Source organism: Rhizobium sp. R339 (genome assembly GCF_002211395.1).
Lineage (GTDB): Bacteria > Pseudomonadota > Alphaproteobacteria > Rhizobiales > Rhizobiaceae > Rhizobium.
The window spans coordinates 130,304-150,727 of the sequence record NZ_LOKV01000003.1 but is presented as its reverse complement, the minus strand read 5'-3'; the positions used below and the strand labels follow the sequence as shown (position 1 = coordinate 150,727).

The following is a 20,424-nucleotide window of genomic DNA, read 5'->3' as shown; positions in this document are numbered from 1 at the left end:
GAGGGAACCCATGCCTATCGATATCCTCATGCCCGCCCTCTCTCCGACGATGGAAGAAGGCACGCTGTCCAAATGGCTGAAAAAGGAAGGTGACAAGGTCACTTCCGGCGACGTAATTGCCGAAATCGAAACCGACAAGGCGACGATGGAAGTCGAAGCCGTCGACGAAGGCGTCATCGGCAAGCTGCTGGTCGATGCCGGAACCGAAGGCGTCAAGGTCAACACCAAGATCGCCGTGCTACTGCAGGATGGCGAATCCGCCTCCGATATATCAGCAGCCAAGCCGGCTGCCGCAGCGGCACCCGCGGTCGCTCAGGAAGAGAAGCCGACGAATAGCGGTTCCGCCTCTGCTCCGCTTCCGGCCGAACCGAAGGCCGTCGTTCCGAACGACCCGGAAATCCCGGCCGGTACCGAGATGGTGTCGATGACCGTGCGCGAAGCGCTCCGCGACGCCATGGCCGAAGAAATGCGCGCCAGCGACGATGTCTTCGTCATGGGCGAGGAAGTCGCCGAATATCAGGGCGCCTACAAGGTCACTCAAGGGTTGCTGCAGGAATTCGGCCCCCGCCGCGTCATCGATACGCCGATCACCGAACACGGCTTTGCCGGCGTCGGCGTCGGCGCCGCCATGGCCGGCCTTCGCCCGATTGTCGAATTCATGACCTTCAACTTTGCCATGCAGGCGATCGACCACATCATCAATTCCGCCGCCAAGACGCTTTATATGTCCGGCGGCCAGATGGGCGCGCCGATCGTCTTCCGCGGCCCGAACGGCGCGGCAGCCCGCGTCGGCGCTCAGCACAGCCAGGATTATGCCGCCTGGTATAGCGCGATCCCCGGCCTGAAGGTCGTCATGCCTTATACGGCGTCCGACGCCAAGGGCCTGCTGAAAGCAGCTATCCGCGATCCGAACCCGGTCATCTTCCTCGAAAACGAGATCCTCTACGGCCAGCACTTCGATGTGCCGAAGCTCGACAATTTCGTCCTGCCGATCGGCAAGGCCCGCATCCATCGTGCGGGCAAGGACGTGACCGTCGTTTCCTTCGGCATCGGCATGACCTATGCGACGAAGGCCGCCGCCGAACTCGAAAAGATCGGCATCGATGTCGAACTGATCGACCTCCGCACCATCCGCCCGATGGATCTGCCGACCGTCATCGAATCGGTGAAGAAGACCGGCCGTCTCGTCACCGTCGAGGAAGGCTATCCGCAGTCTTCCGTCGGCACCGAAATCGCCACTCGCGTCATGCAGCAGGCCTTCGACTATCTCGATGCGCCGATCCTGACGATTGCGGGCAAGGATGTGCCGATGCCTTACGCCGCCAATCTCGAAAAGCTGGCGCTTCCGAACGTCGGTGAAGTCGTCGATGCGGTTAAGGCTGTTTGCTACAAATAAGGGGAGGGTATCTCGATGCCGATCAATATCACGATGCCCGCCCTCTCTCCGACCATGGAAGAAGGCAATCTGGCCAAGTGGCTGGTCAAGGAAGGCGATAAGGTCAAGTCAGGCGATGTGATCGCCGAGATCGAGACCGACAAGGCGACGATGGAAGTTGAAGCCGTCGATGAAGGCACGGTCGCCAAGCTGGTCGTTGCCGCAGGCACCGAAGGCGTCAAGGTCAATGCGCTGATCGCCGTTCTCGCCGCCGATGGCGAGGATGCCGCTGCCGCAAGCGGCGCGGGTTCTGCCGCTCCGGCACCGAAAGCTGAAGCTGCACCGGCGAAGGCTGAGGCCGCTCCGGCTGCAGCACCGGCACCGGCCGCCGCTCCGGCATCCGTTTCCGCTGGCGGCAACCGCACCTTCTCTTCGCCGCTTGCCCGCAGGCTCGCCAAGGAAGCCGGCATCGACCTTTCGGCTGTCGCAGGCTCTGGCCCGCATGGCCGCGTCGTCAAGAGCGACGTCGAAGCCGCCGTTGCGGGCGGTGGTGCCAAGGCTGCTCCCGCCGCTGCCGCTGCTCCGCAGGCTGCTGCTCCGGCACCGGCCGCCGCCGCACCGAAGGGCGCTTCCGACGACGCCGTGCTCAAACTGTTCGAGCCGGGCTCCTACGAGCTCGTGCCGCATGACGGTATGCGCAAGACGATCGCCCGGCGCCTGGTCGAATCCAAGCAGACGATCCCGCATTTTTACGTCAGCGTCGATTGCGAGCTCGATGCTCTGATGGCGCTGCGCGCCCAGCTGAACGATGCGGCGCCGCGCAAGGACAACGCTCCAGCTTACAAGCTTTCGGTCAACGACATGGTGATCAAGGCCATGGCGCTGGCGCTGCGCGACGTTCCCGACGCCAACGTGTCGTGGACTGACAGCAACATGGTCAAGCACAAGCACGCCGATGTCGGCGTCGCCGTCTCGATCCCCGGCGGCCTGATCACGCCGATCATCCGCAAGGCCGAGCAGAAGACGCTGTCGGTCATCTCCAACGAGATGCGCGATCTCGGCAAACGAGCCAAGGACCGCAAGCTGAAGCCCGAGGAATATCAGGGCGGCACCAGCTCTGTCTCCAACATGGGCATGATGGGCGTGAAGAACTTTGCCGCCGTCGTCAATCCGCCGCATGCAACGATCCTCGCGGTCGGCGCCGGCGAGCAGCGGGTCGTCGTCAAGAACGGCGAAATGGCGATCGCCACGGTGATGTCCGTCACCCTGTCGACCGACCATCGCTGCGTCGACGGTGCGCTCGGCGCCGAGCTGCTCCAGGCCTTCAAGGGCTACATCGAAAACCCGATGGGCATGCTCGTCTGATAGCTCGGCGGAGGCGGAAATGACCAAGACCGTTCTTTGCTATGGCGACTCGCTGACCTGGGGTTATGACGCCGAGACGATCGGCCGCCATGAGTACAAGAATCGCTGGCCGAGCGTGCTTCAGGCAGCGCTCGGAAGCGAGGCGCGCGTCATCGCCGAAGGGCTGAACGGTCGCACCACCGCTTTCGACGATCATCTGGCCGATTGCGACCGCAACGGTGCGCGCGTCCTGCCGACGATTCTGCAGACGCATGCGCCGCTCGACCTCGTCATCCTCCTGCTCGGCACCAACGACATGAAGCCGGTCGTGGCTGGTTCGGCCTTTGCCGCCTGCCAGGGCATCAGCCGGCTCGTGCGGCTGATCCGCAATCATGCCTGGCCTTTCGAGTTCGACGGGCCAGAAATCCTGATCGTGGCGCCGCCGGCGATCTGCGCGACGGGTAACGTGCCCTTCGCCGCATCCTTTCCCGGCGGCATCGAGGAATCGGCAAAGCTCGCAACGCTTTACCGCGATCTCGCCGACGAACTCGGCTGCGGTTTCTTCGATGGCAATTCCGTCGCCAAGACCACGCCGATCGACGGCATTCATCTCGATGCGGAAAACACCCGTGCGCTCGGACGCGGGCTGGAATCGATCGTCCGGATGATGCTGGGGATCTGAGCATGGCTTCCTTCGTCGCGCTGCGGCAGGCGTCACGGCGGGATGCTTCGGAGCTAGCGATCCTGGCGGATATCGCCTCGCACGGTGTTGCCTCCTGGCTGTGGTTCGCCGATGTGGCGAATGGCGCTAGCGACACGCCGCTGGAATGCGGCAGGCGGAAGATGAGCGAGGAGGAAGCCGTCGGCGGCTGGCGGGATGCCGTCATCGCCGAGGCCTATGGCGAAGTCGCGGGCGTGGCGATCGGTCATGCGCTGGATGAGGGCATAGGCGATATCGAAGCGACGATTGCGGCGACCGAGCCGATGCTCGCCTTGCAAAAGACGGTGGTCGGAAGCTGGTTCATTGGCAGTCTCGGCGTGTATCGCCATCTGCGCGGCATCGGCATCGGGAAAAGGTTGCTGGAGGATCAGATCGAAAGGGCCGATCGTCGGCCCGTCAGCCTGATCACCGCAAGCGATAACGAAGCGGCTTTGTCGCTTTATGGAAGAAACGGATTCTTGGAGGCTGCGCGTGCGGATGCCGTGCCGCTCTTCGAAAACAGCAAGAGGCACGCGTGGGTGCTCATGACCCGCAGCGCAGCATAACAAAGGGCAGGAAACACATGGCTGAATCCTACGACGTCATCATCATTGGCTCCGGTCCCGGCGGCTATGTCGCCGCCATCCGCGCCAGCCAGCTCGGCCTGAAGACGGCGATCGTCGAGCGCGAGCATATGGGCGGCATCTGCCTGAACTGGGGCTGCATACCCACAAAGGCGCTGCTGCGCTCGGCCGAGGTGCTCGATCACGCCAACCACTTCAAGGATTTCGGCCTCGTTCTCGAAGGCTCGGTCAAGCCGGATGCCAAGGCCGTTGTCGGCCGCTCGCGCGCCGTCTCCGCCCGACTGAACGCCGGCGTCGGCTTCCTGATGAAGAAGAACAAGATCGACATCATCTGGGGCGAGGCGAAGTTAACGAAGCCCGGCGAGATCGTCGTCGGCAAGTCGTCGAAGCCTGTGGTCGAGCCGCAGCATCCGCTGCCGAAGAACGTCAAGGGCGAGGGCACCTATACCGCCAAGCACATCATCATCGCCACCGGCGCCCGCCCGCGCGCACTGCCCGGCATCGAGCCGGACGGCAAGCTGATCTGGACCTATTTCGAGGCGCTGAAGCCGGATGCGCTGCCGAGGTCGCTGATCGTCATGGGCTCGGGCGCGATCGGCATCGAGTTCGCCAGCTTCTACCGCTCGATGGGCGTCGACGTCACGGTCGTTGAAGTCATGCCGACGATCATGCCGGTCGAGGATGCGGAAATCACCGCCATCGCCCGCAAGCAGCTGGAAAAGCGCGGCCTGAAGATCTTCACCAGCGCCAAGGTCACGAAAGTCGAGAAGGGTGCCGGCAGCATCACCGCCCATGTCGAGACGTCGGATGGCAAGGTGCAGCAGATCACCGCCGACCGGATGATCTCCGCCGTCGGCGTCCAGGGCAACATCGAAAATCTCGGCCTCGAGGCGCTTGGCGTGAAGACCGACCGCGGCTGCGTCGTCACCGACGGTTACGGCAAGACCAATGTCGCCGGCATCTACGCGATCGGCGACGTTGCCGGCCCGCCGATGCTGGCGCACAAGGCCGAGCATGAGGGTGTGGTCTGCGTCGAAAAGATTGCCGGCCTGCCGAATGTTCATCCGACCGACAAGGGCAAGGTTCCGGGCTGCACCTATTGCAATCCGCAGGTCGCCTCCGTCGGCCTCACCGAAGCCAAGGCCAAGGAGTTGGGCCGAGACATCCGCGTCGGCCGTTTCTCCTTCGCGGCGAATGGCAAGGCAATCGCGCTCGGCGAAGACCAGGGCATGGTGAAGGTGATCTTCGACAAGAAGACCGGTGAGCTTCTCGGCGCCCATATGGTCGGCGCTGAAGTCACCGAACTCATCCAGGGCTTCGTCGTTGCGATGAACCTCGAGACGACAGAAGAAGAACTGATGCACACCATCTTCCCGCATCCGACCGTCTCCGAGACGATGAAGGAAGCCGTGCTCGATGCCTATGGCCGTGTGCTGAACGCTTGATAATTTCCGGAGCCGCCCTCTTTGTCCGGGGTGGAAAAGATGAAAGGAAATCATCATGTCTATGGAGACGCAGGCGTTGCTGGTGTTTTTGCTGATTGGCCTGGTCGCGGGCTTCCTCGCTAGCCTCGTCGTCGGTGGCGGTGGTCTGATCAGATGCTTGCTCAGCGGCGTCATCGGCGCCTTCGTCGGCGGCTATCTGTTCAGTGCGCTCGGCATTTCGCTCGGCATTGACAACGCGTTGGTCGTACAGATCATCCACGCCACCGTCGGCGCCATTATCGTGGTTCTGGTCGCAAGGGCGGTCGCGTAGGGGCAAGGGCAGGTATGGCAGGCGTGGGCTGGATTTCGGCAATCATCATCGGCGGGCTTGCGGGCTGGCTGGCAGGCAAGCTGATGGATGCGCGATACGGGATTTTCCTCAACATCGTGCTCGGCATCGTCGGCTCCGTCGTCGCCACCGCGATCCTCGCCCAGTTCCATGTCCAGCTGGTTGGAGGGCGTCTCGGTTATTTCGTGACGGGTTTCCTTGGCGCCTGCCTGCTGATATTCCTTGCGCGGCTGGTGCGGCGCTAGAGACGAGGCCGCGTAGGGGCGGCGGAAAGCTGATACTGCAATGGTGACCATTCTCGACACGATCAATCCCGACGCCAAGCGCGTGCGACATCCGGAAAAGGCGCATCGGCCGGATACGGAAGTCATGCGCAAGCCGGACTGGATCCGCGTCAAGGCGCCGACCTCCAAGGGCTATGCCGAAACGCGGGCGATCGTGAAGGAGCACAAGCTCGTCACCGTCTGCGAGGAGGCCGGCTGCCCGAATATCGGCGAGTGCTGGGACAAGAAGCACGCCACCTTCATGATCATGGGCGAGATCTGTACCCGCGCCTGCGCCTTCTGCAATGTTGCCACCGGCAAGCCGAACGCGCTCGATATGGCCGAGCCGGAGAACGTCGCCAAGGCGGTCAAGGAAATGGGCTTGTCCCACGTCGTCATCACCTCGGTCGACCGTGACGATCTGGAGGACGGCGGCGCCGAACATTTCGAAAAGGTGATCTGGGCGATCCGCGCCGCTTCGCCGGCAACGACGATCGAGATCCTGACACCGGATTTCCTGAAGAAGCCCGGCGCCTTGGAGCGCGTCGTCGCCGCCAAGCCCGACGTCTTCAACCACAACATGGAAACGGTTGCCGGCAACTACCTCACGGTCCGACCCGGCGCCCGCTATTTCCATTCCATCCGCCTGCTGCAGCGGGTGAAGGAACTCGACCCGACCATGTTCACCAAGTCGGGCATCATGGTCGGCCTCGGCGAGGAGCGGAATGAAGTTCTCCAGCTGATGGACGACCTGCGCACCGCCGATGTCGACTTCCTGACGATCGGCCAGTACCTGCAGCCGACCCGCAAGCACCACAAGGTCGAAAGCTTCGTCACGCCCGAGGAATTCAAGTCCTACGAGACGGTCGCCTACAGCAAGGGCTTCCTGATGGTGGCTTCCAGCCCGCTGACCCGCTCCTCGCACCATGCCGGCGACGATTTCGCAAGGCTGAGGGCGGCGCGGGAGAAAAAGCTGCTGATCGCAGCCGAGTAAGGTTCGGCCCTTGCTTTTTGATCGAACCGCGGCGATTTTCGCCGCGGTTTTTCTTTGAGTGGCCGACGATGAATGTCGCATCCGGATTGAAATCGACACTAACCGAAGCGGACCGTATTCTGGTGATCGGCTGCCCCGGCAGCGGAAAGAGCACGCTTGCAAAACAGATCTCAGAAGCGCTCGGCCTTCGTTACATCTCCATGGACCGCGACTTCTACTGGCTGCCGGGCTGGAAAAAGAGACCGCGCGACGAGATAGATAGCCTTATCGCCACGGCCGTGGCGGAAGAGCGCTGGATCATGGATGGAACCGGGCTCAGTTCATTCCATCTTCGTCTGCCACGGGCCGAGGCCGTCATTTGGCTTCGTATGCCAAGATATGCATGCCTATATGGAGCGATTTCGAGAGTCTTTCGTTATTTCGGGCGTAGCCGTCCCGAACGGCCGGCCGGCTGCCCTGAACACCTCTCATTGGAGGCGCTTGTTTATATATGGAATTTCGAGCGGGACGCCGCGCCCTTGATCGAAACAGCACTCCGGGACTACGGACTTGTAAATTCCACCGTCACAATAAGATCACGTGAAGCGGCTAGCGAACTTGCCGCTCTTGGGAGGGCGACGAGAGGCGCATTTGCAGCTGAGGAAGTCCCGTGATGGACCGAAGAGCGGAGTTGCCGCTACGTCAGCAGATCACCGACCTTGATCAGGCGGCCAAGGGCATTCGTATAGCTCGGCGCATTCTCGTCGTGGGCTGCTCGGGTGGTGGGAAATCAACTCTTTCGCTGAAGATCGCCACGCGCTTCGGGCTTCCGTACATTTCCCTCGATCGCGACGTGTTCTGGCTTCCCGGCTGGGTGGCGCGCGACAGGGTCGAGCAGAGAAATATCATCGCCGGGCGCATCCTCGAGGAGCATTGGATTATGGACGGCACCAACCCTTCGTCCTTTGATATTCGACTGCCGCGGACCGATTTCGCCATCTGGGTCCGGATGCCACGGCTTCTCTGCATCTGGGGCGCCGTCAGCCGATGGGCGAAATGGATCGGCCGCACGCGCCCGGAAATGGCCCCGGGTTGCATTGAGAAGGTCGATTTGGAGTTCCTGCGCTACATCTGGACCTTCGAGGAGAAATTTGCCCCGCGCGTCGCCGCCGGTATCGCCGAACACGGCCCCGATGTGCCGGTTCTCCAGCTAAAATCCCGCCGCCGGATGCGCGAGCTTCTTGATCTTCTGGACCGGCCCGCTTAAGTGCCGCCTATGCCGCAATTCGAAACGCACCGTTCCGTCCCGCACACACCCGACCAGATGTTCGACCTCGTTGCCGATGTCGAGCGCTATCCGGAATTCCTGCCGCTCTGCGAGGCGCTGGTTGTCAAGAGCCGCCGGGAGCGCGATGGCAGGATCCTGCTCGTCGCCGACATGACAGTCGGCTACAAGGCGATCCGGGAAACCTTCACGACACAGGTGCTGCTGAACCGTGCCGAACGCGTCATTGAGGTCAAATATATCGATGGCCCGTTCAAATATCTCGACAATCGCTGGCACTTCGCCGAGACGCCGTCCGGCGGCTGCACCATCGATTTTTTCATCGACTACGAGTTCAAGAGCCGCATCCTCGGCGCTCTGATGGGTTCGATGTTCGATCGGGCCTTCCGGATGTTCACCGAGGCCTTCGAGACGCGCGCAAGCAAGATCTACGCTCCGGTTTGAGCGGCTATTTATCTGAAAAGAGCAAGCACACCATGTCCAGCGCCGTCCGGATCGTCGCCAGCCGAACTTCGCTGCGGCCGATGTCGCCATAGAGCATTTTTCGGTGAATGAGCGCGCCGGTGCGCGATTTGGCGACGAGATGCACGAGGCCGACCGGCTTTTCCGCCGATCCGCCGCCGGGGCCGGCAATGCCGGTGACGGCAACGGCGATGTCGGCGCGAGAGCGAAAGAGGGCGCCGTGCGCCATCTGCCGCGCGGTCTCCTCGGAGACCGCTCCGAAGCGCATGAGCGTTGCCTCCTGCACCCCGAGCAGTTCGATCTTCGCCGTGTTCGTATAGGTGACGAAGCCGCGATCGACGACGGCGGATGAGCCGGAAATCTCGGTCAAGGCGCCTGCAATCAGCCCGCCAGTGCAGGATTCGGCGGTGGAGATCATCACACGGGCGGCGGTGAAATCACGGATGATCGCGTCGGCCGCCGAAATTATCTCCTTGGGAAACAGGCTCATCATTTCCTCCCGCGATAGACGACGGTCGCCGTGGCGATTGCCGCGATGCCTTCGCGCCGGCCGACGAAACCGATCTTCTCGTTGGTCGTCGCCTTGACTGAGCAGCGCTCGATATCGATGCCGAGATACTCCGAAAGCTTCGCCCGCATGGCATCGCGATGCGGGCCGATTTTCGGCGCCTCGGCGATCAGCGAGACATCGGCATTCATGATCGTGCCGCCGCGCTCGCGCACGATCCGGGCGGCATGCTCGATGAAAATGCGCGAGGCCGCACCCTTCCATTGCGGGTCGGAGGGCGGGAAATGGTCGCCGATATCGCCGGCGCCGCAGGTGGCGAGCAGGGAGTCCGTCAGCGCATGCAGGGCGACGTCGGCGTCGGAGTGACCCTTGAGCTTCTGATCATGCGGAATGAAGACGCCGCAGAGGGTGACGCCATCGCCGGCTTCGAGCTGGTGCACGTCGTAACCGTTGCCGGTGCGCACATCGGGAAGCGGCGGCGCCGACAGCTTGTCGTCAGCCTTGGCGATATCGCTTTTGACGGTCAGCTTGACGTTGTCGGTCGTGCCTTCGACGATCGTCACCGGAATGCCCATCCATTCGGCGATCGAGGCGTCGTCGGTAAAATCGCTACGTCCGCTCGCCGCCGCCTTTTCATGCGCGTCGAGAATGGCTTCGAAGGTGAAGGATTGCGGTGTCTGCGCCGCGTAGAGCTGCTCGCGCGAAACCGTCGTCAGCACGGTGCAGGCGCTGTCGGCGCGTTTCAGCGTATCGGTGACGGGCATGACCGGCAGAACCGCCGGTGCTCCCCCGCCGAGGCTCTCGGCAATGCGGTCGAGAAGCACATGATCGAAGAAGGGGCGCACGGCATCGTGGATCAGCACATGGCTGACATGCTTGTCCTTGAGATACCGAAGGCCGGCGAGCACGGATTGCTGCCGGGTTGCGCCACCGAGCACCGTTTCGATCGGCGTTGCCGAAACGATGTGGCGGAAGGCTCTCGCAAACAGCGCCTCATCGTCGGGATGGATGACGACGACGATCTGCGTTGCCGGTTCCCATGTCACGAAGTTTTCAAGCGTATGCGCGATAACTGGCTTGCCGCCGATCATGCGATATTGCTTCGGACCTTCCGTCGGGGCTCCCGCACGCTCGCCGCGGCCGGCGGCGACGATGACAATTCCGGCCGATATTGGTTGCTTGGAAGGCATTTGCAGCATAAATCCCCGAAAGATCCGGAATTGACCCGAGTGCTCTAACGTCTTGCTTCGGCCTTTTCCAGCATCTGCCCGAAAAATATCGATTTCGATCCCAGCCCTCTTGGCAAGCCGCGGAACAATGGCTAAAAATAATGCAGTTCTATGGTGTGCCCGAAAGATAATCAGTTGATTTCCAAGGACCTCGCAGCGCCTTTCCGAATCGGATCTGTCTCCGTGCGGAACCGCGTCGTGCTCGCGCCAATGTCCGGCGTCACGGACATGCCCTTTCGCGAGCTTGCCTGGCGCTTCGGCGCTGGCCTCGTGGTCACGGAAATGGTGGCGAGCCGCGAGCTGGTCAACGACACGGCCGAATCCTGGTCGCGGCTGAGAGCCGCCGGCTTCCGGCCGCATATGGTGCAGCTTGCGGGCCGCGAGGCGCATTGGATGGCGGAGGCGGCAAAGATCGCCGCCGATCACGGCGCCGATATCATCGACATCAATATGGGCTGTCCGGCGAAAAAGGTGATCGGCGGTTATTCCGGCTCGGCGCTGATGCGCGATCCCGAGCATGCGCTCGGTCTGATCGAGGCGACGGTCAAGGCCGTCGACATCCCCGTGACGCTGAAGATGCGCCTCGGTTGGGACGAGAATTCGATCAACGCGCCCGACATTGCGCGCCGCGCCGAAGCGGCCGGCATCCAGCTTGTGACCATCCATGGGCGCACCCGCATGCAATTTTACGAAGGCCGCGCCGATTGGGATGCGATCCGCGCCGTCCGCGAGGTGATCTCCATTCCGCTGATCGCCAACGGCGATGTGGAGACCGCTGACGATGCCCAGGAAATATTGCGCCGTTCCGGCGCCGATGCCGTCATGATCGGCAGAGGCTGCCAGGGAAGGCCGTGGCATGCCGGCGTCATCGCTGGCGCGGCAGAGCCGCTGCCGGGCAAGATTGCCGAAATCGCCATTGAACACTACCGGATGATGCTCGATTTCTACGGCGAGGCGGTGGCGATCCGCCATGCCCGCAAGCATCTCGGCTGGTATCTGGAGCGCTTCGCCCCCGATCTCGCCGGCAGCGAAAAGGCCGCGATCATGACCTCGCGTGACCCGCGTGAGGTTGCCGCGCGCCTTTACGATGCGCTTGATGCAGGTGCGCTCGACAGCCGGGAGGCGGCATGACGAAGGATACGATATCTCCGCCCGATCACGCCGGCGGAACCGTCGCCATGGCCGTGCTGAACGCCATCCAGAACCCGGTCGTCATGGTCGACGAATCCGGCTTCGTCGCCTTCGCCAATTGGGAGGCGGAAGCTTTCTTCGGCGCCAGCGCCTCGCATCTGGCGCGTTACCGGATCTCGACCTTCATTCCCTTCGGCAGCCCGCTGCTCGCCCTGATCGACCAGGTGCGCGAGCGCAAGGCGCCGGTCAACGAATATCGCGTCGACCTGAGCTCGCCCCGGCTCGGCCAGGACAAGCTCGTCGATCTCTACGTCGCCCCCGTTCTCAGCGAGCCGGGCGCCGTCGTCATCGTCTTCCAGGAGCGGTCGATGGCCGACAAGATCGACCGGCAGCTGACGCATCGCGCTGCTGCCCGTTCGGTGACCGGTCTTGCCTCGATGCTGGCGCATGAGATCAAGAACCCGCTCTCCGGCATCCGCGGCGCCGCCCAGCTGCTCGAACAATCCGCGCTCGACGACGACAGGGCGCTGACCCGGCTGATCTGCGACGAGACCGACCGCATCGTCTCGCTGGTCGACCGCATGGAAGTCTTTTCCGACGAACGCCCGGTCGACCGCATGCCGGTCAATATCCATTCCGTGCTCGATCACGTGAAGGCGGTCGCCAAGGCCGGTTTTGCCCGCAACATCCGCATTACCGAAAGCTACGACCCGTCATTGCCGGCGGTCTATGCCAATCGCGACCAGCTCGTCCAGGTCTTCCTCAATCTGGTGAAGAACGCCGCCGAAGCGGTCGGCGACCGGCCGGACGGCGAGATCCTGCTGACGACGGCCTATCGCCCCGGCATCCGCCTGTCTGTTGCCGGCACACGCGAAAAGATTTCGCTGCCGCTGGAATTCTGCGTTCACGACAATGGCCCCGGCGTTCCCGCCGACCTGCTGCCGCATCTCTTCGATCCCTTCATCACCACCAAGACGAACGGCAGCGGCCTCGGCCTGGCGCTGGTCGCCAAGATCATCGGCGATCACGGCGGCATCATCGAATGCGACAGCCAGAACAGCCGCACGACATTCCGCGTTCTCATGCCGGCATCGAAGGATGCCTCGCTTGAAGACGCCTCTACCGTAAGCTCGACAGGACCTTCTCGATGACAGCTACGATCCTCGTTGCAGATGATGATGCGGCCATCCGGACCGTGCTCAACCAGGCTTTGAGCCGCGCCGGTTATGACGTTCGCATCACCTCCAACGCCGCTACCCTCTGGCGCTGGATTTCGGCGGGCGAGGGCGATCTTGTCGTCACCGATGTGGTGATGCCTGACGAAAACGCCTTCGACCTCTTGCCGCGCATCAAGAAGGCGCGTCCCGATCTGCCGGTCCTGGTCATGAGCGCGCAGAACACTTTCATGACGGCGATCAAGGCTTCCGAGAAGGGCGCCTACGATTATCTGCCGAAGCCCTTCGACTTGACGGAACTAATCGGCATCATCGGCCGGGCGCTCGCCGAGCCGAAGCGCAAGCCCGCCAAGCTCGAAGAGGATATGCAGGACGGCATGCCGCTCGTCGGCCGCTCGGCGGCGATGCAGGAAATCTACCGCGTGCTCGCCCGCCTGATGCAGACGGACCTGACGCTGATGATCACCGGTGAATCCGGCACCGGCAAGGAGCTTGTCGCCCGCGCCCTGCATGATTACGGCAAGCGCCGCAACGGTCCCTTCGTCGCGATCAACATGGCGGCCATCCCGCGCGACCTGATCGAATCCGAACTCTTCGGCCATGAGAAGGGCGCCTTCACCGGCGCGCAGACCCGCTCGACCGGCCGTTTCGAACAGGCTGAAGGCGGCACGCTGTTCCTCGACGAAATCGGCGACATGCCGATGGATGCGCAAACCCGGCTTCTGCGCGTCCTGCAGCAGGGCGAATACACCACCGTCGGCGGCCGCACGCCGATCCGCACCGACGTGCGCATCGTCGCCGCCACCAACAAGGACCTGAAGCAGGCGATCAACCAGGGCCTCTTCCGCGAAGACCTCTATTACCGCCTCAACGTCGTGCCGCTGCGCCTGCCGCCGTTGCGCGACCGCGCCGAGGACATTCCCGATCTCGTGCGCCATTTCATCCAGCAGGCCGAAAAGGAGGGCCTCGGCTCCAAGCGATTCGACCAGGAAGCGCTGGAACTGATGAAGGCCTATGCCTGGCCTGGCAACGTCCGCGAGCTGGAGAATCTCATCCGCCGCCTGATGGCGCTCTATCCGCAGGACGTCATCACCCGCGAGATCATCGATGCCGAGCTGCGCTCCGACGTGCCCGACAGCCCGATCGACAAGGGGCCGATCCGCAACGGCGCGATGACGATCGCGCAAGCCGTCGAAGAGAACATGCGCACCTATTTCGCAGGCTTCGGCGAAAACCTGCCGCCGCCCGGCCTCTATGACCGCGTGCTGACCGAAATGGAATATCCGCTGATTCTCGCAGCACTCACGGCAACGCGCGGCAACCAGATCAAGGCGGCCGACCTGCTCGGCCTCAACCGCAACACCTTGCGCAAGAAGATCAGGGAATTGGGCGTCTCTGTTTATAGAAGCTCCCGCACCGCCTGAAAAAGGCGGTGGGCTCCTCGTTTGCCCACCGCCTCCTCCTCCCCAGTATCCGCCGCCACGGTCGGGAACAAACTGAATGTATCCGAGCAGGATGGCGGTTTGTATCTGCGACGGCAAACAAAAGCGCAGTGTCATTCTACGGTCACATAGTGTTTGCGAGCTATTGTTTGCCGCCGGCCGAATGTCATTGAAGTTGCTGAGATCGTCGCTGCCGCTCCTGTGGATAAGCTGTGGATAGCAGGTGGATGACGTGGCCGATCGGCAGGCGAAAGCGTCCCCAATTTCGCTTCCATGTTGCCTATCCGTTCCGAATCTCGTCATCTGCCGCTGCTGCTGTCGATTTCCGCCGCAACTGTCGTCGACCGCATGCCATGGGCGCCCCGACTGATGTCGCGGAGCGCCCTTTTTCTTTACGAGTGGGGCTGACGCGGGCTGCGACATCGTGTTTCATGCCGGTCGATTTGGCGGGGCCAAGCCTCGCATATCTTTGTTCATGCCATAGATTACGCGGATCGCTCGTGCGACGTCGACGCCGGTTGCCCCGCACATGTTCATAACGTCTGGGAGTTGGATGATGGAATATCGTCGTTTGGGAAAGTCGGGCCTGCAGGTGAGCGAGTTCTCCTTCGGCTCATGGGTCACGTTCGGCAGGCAGGTCGAAGGAGGCGATGCCGTCGAGCTGATGAAGCTTGCCTACGACAATGGGGTGAACTTCTTCGACAATGCCGAAGGCTATGAAAGCGGCAAGTCCGAGCTGGTGATGGGCGAGGCGCTGAAGTCGCTTGGCTGGAGCCGCGATAGTTTCGTCGTCTCGAGCAAGGTTTTCTGGGGAGGCCAGAAGCCGACCCAGCGCGGCCTGTCGCGCAAGCATGTGACCGACGCCTGCCATGCGGCGTTGAAGCGGCTGCAGGTCGACTATCTCGACCTCTACTTCTGCCATCGCCCCGACATCGACACGCCGATCGAGGAAACGGTCCGGGCGATGCACGATCTCGTCGCCCAGGGCAAGGTGCTCTATTGGGGCACGTCGGAATGGTCGGCGCAGCAATTGACGGAAGCCTATGCCGTGGCCCGCGACCTGCGCATCACGCCGCCGACCATGGAGCAGCCGCAGTACAACATCTTCGAACGCCAGAAGGTCGAATCCGATTATCTGCCGCTCTACGACCTCATCGGCCTCGGCACGACCATCTGGTCGCCGCTCGCTTCCGGCGTCCTGACCGGCAAATACAATAACGGCGTGCCGGCCGACAGCCGCATGAACCTGCCGGGCTACGAATGGCTGAAGGAGAAGTGGTCCAGCGACGCCGGCCGCGCCCAGCTCAAACAAGTTGGCGAACTCGCCAGGCTTGCCGACGAGATCGGCCTGTCGATCACCCATCTCGCCTTGTTGTGGTGCCTCGCCAATCGCAACGTCTCCACAGTCATTCTCGGCGCCTCGCGCGCCAGCCAGTTGCAGGACAATCTTGCGGCCCTGTCCCACAGGCAGAAGATGACGCCCGAGGTACTGGACCGGATCGACGGGATTGTGGGAAACAAACCGGAAGGCCCGCGTCGATTCTAGAACCTGTCGGGCGAGACTGTGCGCTGACGACATGCATGAAAACAGAGGCCTGAAGGCTGCGGCATCAGGTCGACAGGCGCGGATCGTTCCCGACCGCGCCTGTGGCACCATTCGGCCTGCGGGACTAAGCGAGAGCTTCCGCCTGACGGAGGAAGTTCTGGAACTGCTCCTCCGGGACGAACGAGCCGCCTGTCGTCCAGAGGATGTGCGTCGCCCGCGACATCTTCTCCTCGATGCCGTTCAGGGTTTGGAAACGCCGGCCCTCTTTATGGCGCAAGAGGAAGTCCGGGCCGAGCAGGGCGGCGGCGGCCGAAGGCTCCAGCTTCTGCCTTTGGGTGATCCAAGCCATGCGAAGCAGCTTGAACAGATCGTCGTCGGCGGCCGTGTAGACGCCGGCGAGCATCTCGCGCATCACCTTGGCCACGAAGGCCGACATGCGGGCGACGGCCATGCCGTCGGCTTCGGTCTTGTTGGTCAGGCCGACGTCGTAGACCGACACCAGCTCCTGCGAACCCGACATCATGTGGACGAGGGCGCCGGGCGACTGAACCGGCTCGACGAAGAAGGCGTGCACATGGTCGCCGAAGATTGCCTTGGCGCCGAAGGCGACGCCACCCGGTGCGCCGCCGATGCCGCAGGGCAGGTAGAGGAAAAGCGGATTTTCCTCATCGATCGTGATCCCACGCTCGTCGAGCTGCGTTGCCAGCTCCGACGCCGCTGCGCTGTAACCGAGGAACAGATGCCGCGATTGTTCGTCATCGACGAAATAGATCGTCGGATCGGCGTCGGCGATGTCGCGGGCGTTTTCGACGGCTGTCGTGTAGTCCGCCTCGTGCTGGATGACATCGACGCCGAGCTTCCGCAGGCGCTCGACCTTCCAGGCCTTGGCGTCGGACGACATGTGGACCGTGGCCTTGAAGCCGAGCGCGCGCGCGGCGATGCCGACGCTCAAGCCGAGATTGCCGGTGCTGCCCACCGCCACGGTATAGGCTGAAAATAACGAGCGGGCCTCTTCGGTTGCCAGCTTCCGGATATCCTCGCCGTCACCGAGCAGTCCCTTCTGACGGGCGAGGTCTTCGGCAAAGAGGAAAACCTCGTAAACGCCGCCGCGAGCCTTGATGGAGCCGGCAACCGGCAGATGGCTGTCGGCCTTGATGAAGACGTTGCCGAACTCTCTCGTTCGATAGCCGAGCGCCTCGCGAAGTTCCTTGAGTTCCACCAGTTCCGAGCGGATCTCGCCGCCCGTGTCCTTCAGTTCCGGAAAGCATTCGGCAAGAAGCGGCGCCAAGCGCTGCCAGTTCTGGCGCGCGCTCTGCACATCGGCCGGTGAAACGGGCAGGTCCGAGGTATCGATCGCCTGTTTCCGGTAAAACGGATTGAGCCAGAGGGTCGGTCGGCCCGCGAGAACGTCATCGCGAGCGGGATCACTGGGCATTATCGTGTTCATGGACATTTCCATTCGTGAGCCGGGCTGCGGTTGGTCAGTGTCTTAGGACGCGGGCGAGGAAAGAGCGAGCCCGGTCGTTTTTTGGATTGTCGAAGAACTCGTCCGGCTTCCCAATCTCGATGATCGAGCCCTGGTCGATGTAGACGACGCGGTCGGCGACCTCTCTTGCGAACCCCATTTCATGCGTCACCACCATCATCGTCATGCCCTCGGTGGCCAGCTCCCGCATGACGTCGAGGACTTCGCCGACCATTTCCGGATCAAGCGCGCTCGTGGGCTCGTCGAACAGCATGAGATGCGGCTCCATGGCGAGCGAGCGGGCGATGGCCACGCGCTGCTGCTGGCCGCCGGACAGATGGTCCGGATACTTGTGCGCATGCGCCTTGAGGCCGACGCGATCGAGGAGCTTCATGGCGGTCGCTTCGGCCTCTTCCCGCGACTTTTTGCGAACCCGCATCGGCGCAATGGTGATATTGTCCAGCACTGTTTTGTGCGGGAACAGGCCGAACTGTTGGAATACCATGCCGACGCCCTTGCGGATCGCCGCGAGTTCGCCTTCTCCGCCAAGCTTCCGGTCGGCCTCGACGGGCATTTCATAGCCGTCCACGACGAGGCTGCCGTTCTGGTACATTTCGAGGCCGTTGACGCAGCGGATGAGGGTCGACTTTCCGGAGCCGCTGGCCCCGAGGATGACCATGACTTCACCGCGTGTGACGGCGAGATCGATGTCCTTGAGCACATGGTGGGCGCCGTAGAACTTGTTCATGCTTTTCATTTCGACGATGGCGTTCATCGTGATGTCTCCGTGTTGGAACAGCTCAGCGGGTGCTCGTTGCCATATGGTCTTCAAGCTTTCTGGCGGCATAGGTGATCATCGAGCCGACCAGGAAATAGGTGACGAGCAGGAACGAGAGGACTTCGAAAGTCCGGTCGCCATATTGCGGGTTCGCCAGGATCATCTGCCCCGCGCGGAGAAAATCCGTCAGCCCGATGATGAAGACGAGCGGCGCGGAATTGAAGATGTCGAGCACGTTGCCGACCAGCGGCGCCACCACGACCCGGAGCGCCTGTGGCAGAACGATCGAGCAGTTGATGTCGAATTCGCTGATGCCGAGAGACCTTGCCGCCTCGGTCTGGGCGCGCGGAACCGCCTGAAGCCCGCTTCGGACATATTCGGCGACGTAGGCGGAGTAGAAGATCGTGAACCCGATCATGCCGCGCGCAACGTCGGCCAGTCCCCACTGCGGCGCAAGCACCGGCATGAGGATCCAGATCCAGTAGATGACCAGGATGAGCGGCACCGAGCGCATGACCTCGATGTACCAGGTGCAGATGATCCTGAGACTTGAGAGCCGGCTCTGCCGCCCGAACGCGAGCAGGATGCCGATCGGCAGAGACAGGACCGACGTCACCAGCGTCAGCAGGACGCTGAGAAGAAGTCCGCCCCAGAGCTCCACGCCCGGAGGGGCCATGACCGCAACGACGACGATGAAGCCCGTAAACGCCGCAGCAGGCATCGCCTTCCTGGACAATGGCACATACGACGTCAGCACCCATCCCAGCGAGGTTGCGGCAACGACGCCTGCCGCAGACAGGACGTTATGCGGATCGCCATGATCGGCGATCAAAATCAACAAGGGGACGAGAGAGAGAACCAGCCCATGGTGAGGCTTGAACGAAAACACGCAGCCGAGACCGGCGCCGAGGGTCGCTGCGATGATCGCCGACGCCGTCCATGCGCGCCACGCCTGATCGGCTGGAAAAACGCCGATCATCAGCACCCGCAGGCTCTGCACGATGATATCCCACCTTGCCGTGGCGAGCGCCCAGTCAAGGATCGAATAGGCGAGCCAGAGCGCGCCGGGAATGACCAGCAGCGACAGGGCGACGTCGAAAGGCTTTCCGAACAGGTTGTGGCGGGTCCATTTTATTGAGGTGGCGATCATTGCGACACTCCCATGGGGTTAAGACGGCGGTTCGCCCAGTAGACGGACGAACTGATGATCCAACTGAGGACTAGGTAGGACGCCATGACGATGATGATGCCTTCAAGGCTGTGGCCGGTCTGATTGGCGATCGTCCCGTAAATGTTGAACAGATCCGGATATCCGACCGCGATCCCGAGCGCGGTGTTCTTGGACAGGCTGATATACTGATTGCCGAAGGAGGGGAGAACGACGCGGAACACTTGAGGAAGGATGATGTCATTGACGGTGTCGCGCCGGCTGAGCCCCAGCGACCCCGCAGCTTCCCATTGGGTCTTCGGAAGAGCGTCGATCGCGCCGCGGACGGTTTCGGCAATGAAGGAAGCGCTGTTCACGACGATGGCAAGCAGTAGGGCTGCCATCTCCGGGCTGATGCTGGTTCCCCCGCTGGCCTTGAACTTGTTGGCGACGGGGAAATTCACGGTCATCCCGCCGGTCGCGACCAGCAGCCCGAGGCAGACGACCGCCGCGCCGACGCATATCCGCCGCGCTCCACGGACGGGGTCGAATATTGCGCCCAAGGCCGACACTCCTGTGGCGGTGACCAGGATCAGCGGAAGGGTGGATGCGCCTCCGGTCCAAGACAGCGTGGGGACGTATATGCCCTGCTGGCTGACGATAAGGCCGCCATAGAGCTTTGCTGCAGACGCCATTGGCGGAAAGTGCAGGACGACCGCGAAATACCAGAAGACGAGCTGTATGAGCAGCGGCGTGTTGCGGACGAACTCGACGATCCAGAAACAGAGGTTTCGCACCACCCAGTTGGTCGACAAACGACCGACGCCGAGCATCGTTCCGAGGATCGTGCTGAGGATGATTGCCAGCAGTGCGATTTTCGCGGTGTTGAAGATGCCTGTGACGAAAGCCGATGCGATCGACATCTCCGAAGAGAACTGGGCGAGGTTGGGGACGAAACCTTCACCAGACGTCAGCGTCCATCCTTCGCTGATATCGAAGCCGGCGGTGTTGGCAAGAAACGAGAAGCTGAACCGTATGCCCTTCTCGGCAAGGCCAGCCTTGACCGCATATGCCAGCATGCCGAGCAGCACGACGACCAGAGCGACGATTCCGAGCTGGATCGCTTCGTGCCGGATGCGATTGCGCAGGCGCCGCGACCTCAGCCTATCACTCTCTGCCATGCCGCGGATCGCACTCGTTTCGTGGATTGTCATGTTCAGGCTCCAAGAGCTTGGGGGCGAAAC

At 62.4% G+C, this 20,424-nt stretch carries 21 protein-coding genes; 15 read left to right on the top strand and 6 right to left on the bottom strand.

Annotation, left to right across the window (positions count from 1 at the left end; genetic code table 11):
- Positions 1-10 precede the first annotated feature (10 nt).
- The 11 genes from ATY76_RS07395 (at position 11) to ATY76_RS07345 (ending at position 8,741) form a co-directional block, all read left to right on the top strand.
- Positions 11-1,396: a pyruvate dehydrogenase complex E1 component subunit beta gene (locus ATY76_RS07395; protein ID WP_088674127.1), complete on the top strand. Its 1,386-nt coding sequence runs from the start codon at positions 11-13 to the stop codon at positions 1,394-1,396.
- A gap of 15 nt (positions 1,397-1,411) precedes the next feature.
- Entirely contained in the window at positions 1,412-2,740 is a 1,329-nt protein-coding gene (locus ATY76_RS07390; RefSeq protein WP_088674126.1) for a pyruvate dehydrogenase complex dihydrolipoamide acetyltransferase, read from the top strand.
- A 19-nt stretch (positions 2,741-2,759) separates the two neighbouring features.
- Positions 2,760-3,401: an SGNH/GDSL hydrolase family protein gene (locus ATY76_RS07385; protein WP_012483686.1), complete on the top strand. Its 642-nt coding sequence runs from the start codon at positions 2,760-2,762 to the stop codon at positions 3,399-3,401.
- 2 nt (positions 3,402-3,403) lie between these two features.
- Positions 3,404-3,985, top strand: a complete 582-nt coding sequence (locus ATY76_RS07380) for a GNAT family N-acetyltransferase (protein WP_088674125.1) — start codon at positions 3,404-3,406, stop codon at positions 3,983-3,985.
- Positions 3,986-4,002: 17 nt separating this feature from the next.
- On the top strand, positions 4,003-5,448 hold the full coding sequence (gene lpdA / locus ATY76_RS07375; RefSeq protein ID WP_088674124.1) for a dihydrolipoyl dehydrogenase: 1,446 nt from the start codon (positions 4,003-4,005) through the stop codon (positions 5,446-5,448).
- A 55-nt stretch (positions 5,449-5,503) separates the two neighbouring features.
- Entirely contained in the window at positions 5,504-5,758 is a 255-nt protein-coding gene (locus tag ATY76_RS07370) for a GlsB/YeaQ/YmgE family stress response membrane protein (RefSeq protein WP_088674123.1), read from the top strand.
- A gap of 14 nt (positions 5,759-5,772) precedes the next feature.
- Positions 5,773-6,021, top strand: coding sequence for a GlsB/YeaQ/YmgE family stress response membrane protein (locus ATY76_RS07365; protein ID WP_088674122.1), 249 nt, complete (start codon positions 5,773-5,775; stop codon positions 6,019-6,021).
- A gap of 40 nt (positions 6,022-6,061) precedes the next feature.
- Complete coding sequence (gene lipA, locus ATY76_RS07360; protein ID WP_088674121.1) at positions 6,062-7,033, top strand: lipoyl synthase; 972 nt, start codon at positions 6,062-6,064, stop codon at positions 7,031-7,033.
- A 68-nt stretch (positions 7,034-7,101) separates the two neighbouring features.
- The gene (locus tag ATY76_RS07355) at positions 7,102-7,686 is read left to right on the top strand and encodes an AAA family ATPase (RefSeq protein ID WP_088674120.1); all 585 of its coding nucleotides are present in this window, start codon (positions 7,102-7,104) and stop codon (positions 7,684-7,686) included.
- Positions 7,683-8,279, top strand: a complete 597-nt coding sequence (locus tag ATY76_RS07350; RefSeq protein WP_190233613.1) for an AAA family ATPase — start codon at positions 7,683-7,685, stop codon at positions 8,277-8,279. The genes ATY76_RS07355 and ATY76_RS07350 overlap by 4 nt, the downstream gene beginning before the upstream one ends.
- A 9-nt stretch (positions 8,280-8,288) precedes the next feature.
- Positions 8,289-8,741 (top strand): type II toxin-antitoxin system RatA family toxin, encoded by a 453-nt coding sequence (locus tag ATY76_RS07345; protein WP_088674118.1) that lies wholly within the window; start codon positions 8,289-8,291, stop codon positions 8,739-8,741.
- Positions 8,742-8,745: 4 nt separating this feature from the next.
- Here ATY76_RS07345 and ATY76_RS07340 read toward each other — a convergent pair whose 3' ends face one another.
- Entirely contained in the window at positions 8,746-9,252 is a 507-nt protein-coding gene (locus ATY76_RS07340) for a CinA family protein (protein ID WP_190233612.1), read from the bottom strand.
- Complete coding sequence (locus tag ATY76_RS07335; protein WP_088674116.1) at positions 9,249-10,466, bottom strand: bifunctional 2-C-methyl-D-erythritol 4-phosphate cytidylyltransferase/2-C-methyl-D-erythritol 2,4-cyclodiphosphate synthase; 1,218 nt, start codon at positions 10,464-10,466, stop codon at positions 9,249-9,251. Before ATY76_RS07335 ends, ATY76_RS07340 begins: the two co-directional genes overlap by 4 nt.
- A 141-nt stretch (positions 10,467-10,607) precedes the next feature.
- Here ATY76_RS07335 and dusB point away from each other — a divergent pair, with 141 nt between their 5' ends.
- From dusB to ATY76_RS07310, 4 genes are all read left to right on the top strand, one after another.
- Positions 10,608-11,627 carry a tRNA dihydrouridine synthase DusB gene (dusB, locus tag ATY76_RS07330; RefSeq protein WP_088674115.1) on the top strand — a complete coding sequence of 340 codons (1,020 nt, stop codon included), beginning with the start codon at positions 10,608-10,610 and terminating at the stop codon, positions 11,625-11,627.
- Entirely contained in the window at positions 11,624-12,778 is a 1,155-nt protein-coding gene (locus ATY76_RS07325; RefSeq protein ID WP_088674114.1) for a nitrogen regulation protein NR(II), read from the top strand. The genes dusB and ATY76_RS07325 overlap by 4 nt, the downstream gene beginning before the upstream one ends.
- The gene (gene ntrC, locus ATY76_RS07320) at positions 12,775-14,226 is read left to right on the top strand and encodes a nitrogen regulation protein NR(I) (protein WP_088674113.1); all 1,452 of its coding nucleotides are present in this window, start codon (positions 12,775-12,777) and stop codon (positions 14,224-14,226) included. The genes ATY76_RS07325 and ntrC overlap by 4 nt, the downstream gene beginning before the upstream one ends.
- Before the next feature lie 574 nt (positions 14,227-14,800).
- Positions 14,801-15,790: an aldo/keto reductase gene (locus ATY76_RS07310; RefSeq protein ID WP_088674112.1), complete on the top strand. Its 990-nt coding sequence runs from the start codon at positions 14,801-14,803 to the stop codon at positions 15,788-15,790.
- Between the two features lie 124 nt (positions 15,791-15,914).
- Here ATY76_RS07310 and ATY76_RS07305 read toward each other — a convergent pair whose 3' ends face one another.
- From ATY76_RS07305 to ATY76_RS07290, 4 genes are read right to left on the bottom strand one after another with little or no spacing between them, the layout of a single operon-like run.
- A complete protein-coding gene (locus ATY76_RS07305; RefSeq protein WP_088674111.1) occupies positions 15,915-17,237 on the bottom strand; it encodes a D-serine ammonia-lyase in 1,323 nt (440 codons plus the stop codon).
- A gap of 34 nt (positions 17,238-17,271) precedes the next feature.
- Positions 17,272-18,030, bottom strand: coding sequence for an amino acid ABC transporter ATP-binding protein (locus tag ATY76_RS07300; RefSeq protein ID WP_088674110.1), 759 nt, complete (start codon positions 18,028-18,030; stop codon positions 17,272-17,274).
- A 25-nt stretch (positions 18,031-18,055) separates the two neighbouring features.
- The gene (locus ATY76_RS07295; protein ID WP_088674109.1) at positions 18,056-19,183 is read right to left on the bottom strand and encodes an amino acid ABC transporter permease; all 1,128 of its coding nucleotides are present in this window, start codon (positions 19,181-19,183) and stop codon (positions 18,056-18,058) included.
- Entirely contained in the window at positions 19,180-20,394 is a 1,215-nt protein-coding gene (locus ATY76_RS07290; protein ID WP_088674108.1) for an ABC transporter permease subunit, read from the bottom strand. The genes ATY76_RS07295 and ATY76_RS07290 overlap by 4 nt, the downstream gene beginning before the upstream one ends.
- Positions 20,395-20,424 lie beyond the last annotated feature (30 nt).